Genomic DNA, 2,395 nt, shown 5'->3' on the forward strand with positions numbered 1-2,395 from the left:
AATAAAATAATTCAAAGAATCACGATTAAGAATCAACGAATCATTTGTGTAATTTCACGAATATCGCCTAACGCCGCATTAAGGGGCAAGCAACGTAAACAACTGCACTAAAACTAACCAGCCGTAACCTCAAATGCGTATCCAAACCAAAAATGCCACGCGTTGATTGTCCCTCTTAAATGCTTTGTTATGTAACTTTTCTAACCATTTCAAAGCATTACAAAGCATTACAAAGCATTACAAAGCATTACAAAGAACAGCATTGCCAAATATCGTTTAACTTACATGAAAAGTTAGCAGTAACCCAGTAGAATTCGCGTGACAACGACGAAACTACGAGCCCTAGTTCAAAGAAAAAATGACTATCACTAAGCTTATCGCAAATCCACTGAACGATTTAGAGCCAGCTAAAAACTCGAAGAGCAAGAAGACGAAAACTAAGCCAATATGAATAAAACTAGGTTTATAAATTTGAAAATAACCAATTTAAACAATTAGTTAAAATTACTGAACATACAAAGTAGAAGCCAAATTCAAAGTGAAGAAATCATAAAAACACTTTAATTTTCAATAAATTGTTGGCCTTTTTCTTTACGGTTACATAACGCCCGCCTAAGGGGCTGACAACGCAAACAACCGCACTAAAACTAACCAGCTGCAACCTCAAAACTCATTAAAACCAAAAGTGGCGAGCGTTGGAAGTCCCGCTTGAGGCGTTTGTTATGCAACATTTACCAAATCATTCAAGACATTACCAAAGAGCAGCATTGGCAAATATTCTTAAACTTACACGAAAAATCAGCATTGACCCAATAGAAAAACGTTGGCAACAACGAAAGCCACTTGATTCTGCTGATCATGACTATAGGCAAGCTGAACGCAAACCCGCTTTACCATTGAGTGCTGAATAAAGACTCGAAGAACAAGAAGCCAAGAGCTAAATCAATATGAATAAAACTGATTTTACAAACTAAAAAATAACCAATTTAAACAATGAGTTTAAAGTACCTGTCAGATAAATTAGGAACCAGAATCAAAATACGATAAAGCATAGAAACAGCTTAATTATCAATAAACTGTGAGCGTTTTTCTTTACTGTTGCATAACGCCCGCTTAAAGGGCAGACAACGTAAACACCTGCACTCAAACAGAACAGGCATAACCTCAAATGTTCATTCAAACCCAAAATGCCCAGCGTTGGCTGTCCCCATTGAAGCGTTTGTTATAACCGTTTTTCCATTCTCACCAGATCCCATAACTTACCATTAAAAGATCTTGTACCAATTTCTGTCGCAACCACTTCAAAGCCTAATGACTCATAGCATTTTCTAGCAACCGTGTTATGTTCAAAAACACCTAAGCTAAGTTTGGTTGCGGAAAAATCTAATCGTGCTTTATCGATTATTAACATCAACATCGATTTTGATAGTCCTTGCCCACGATAAGCATTTGAAATAAAGACACGGCAAATTCGATATTGCTCATCGGTGACTTTATACAGCTCAACAAACCCAGCATGTCTGCCGTTAACTTTTAGTAGATAGGGAAATACTTCTTCTTTACTACAGTGGGCATGGATCTGTTCGTAAGTCAGCGGAAAAGTATACGCAGGACCACCCCATAAATAGTTCAACTCATCTGAGTCAATCCATTCTATAAGCAGGTCAAAATCCGTTTCTTGAAACTCTTCTAAGTTCATAATTTTCCATCAGGTTATAACGCCGCATTAAGGGGCAGGCAACGCAAACAACTAAACTCAAACTAGCCAGCCGTAACCTCAAATGCTCAACCAAACCAAAACTGCCAAGCGTTGACTGTCCCTCTTGAATGCTTTGTTATGTAACTTTGCTAACTATTTCAAAGCATTACAAAGAACAGCATTGCCAAATATCGTTTAACTTACATGAAAAGTGAGCAGTAACCCAGTAGAATTCGCGTGGCAACGACGAAACTGCAAGCCCTAGTTCAAAGAAAAAAATGACTACCACTAAACTTATCGCAAACCCACTTTACCATTAAGAAAAAACGGAAAACTCGAAGATCAAAGAAGCCGAAAGCTAAATCAACATGCACAAAACCCACTCAGAGAAAATCGACATTGAAATAAGATCAATCATAAAAACATCTACTTTTCAATGCATTGCGGTCTTTTTTCTTTACGGTTACATAACGCCGCATTAAGGGGCAGGCAACGCAAATAACTGTACTAAAACTAGCCAGCCTTAACCTCAAATGCCAACCAAACCAAAACTGCCAAGCGTTGACTGTCCCTCTTAAATGCTTTGTTATGTAACTTTTCTAACCATTTCAAAGTATTACCAAAAACAGCATCGCCAAACACGATTTAACTTACACGAAAAGTCAGCATTGACCCAGTAGAAAAAACTCTGGCAAC

The 2,395-nt window shown here is 37.7% G+C and carries 2 protein-coding genes; one reads left to right on the top strand and one right to left on the bottom strand.

Annotated features, from left to right (window positions below):
- The first annotated feature begins 722 nt into the window (after nt 1-722).
- Nucleotides 723-911, top strand: a complete 189-nt coding sequence (locus B5D54_RS16695) for a hypothetical protein (RefSeq protein ID WP_078927648.1) — start codon at nt 723-725, stop codon at nt 909-911.
- Nucleotides 912-1,222: 311 nt separating this feature from the next.
- On the opposite strand, the gene B5D54_RS16700 is transcribed toward B5D54_RS16695, so the two are convergent.
- Nucleotides 1,223-1,699, bottom strand: a complete 477-nt coding sequence (locus B5D54_RS16700) for a GNAT family N-acetyltransferase (protein WP_078927649.1) — start codon at nt 1,697-1,699, stop codon at nt 1,223-1,225.
- Nucleotides 1,700-2,395: the final 696 nt, after the last annotated feature.

Origin of the sequence: Vibrio cincinnatiensis DSM 19608 (genome assembly GCF_900167345.1) — a bacterium.
In the GTDB taxonomy this organism is placed as follows: Bacteria; Pseudomonadota; Gammaproteobacteria; order Enterobacterales; family Vibrionaceae; genus Vibrio; species Vibrio cincinnatiensis.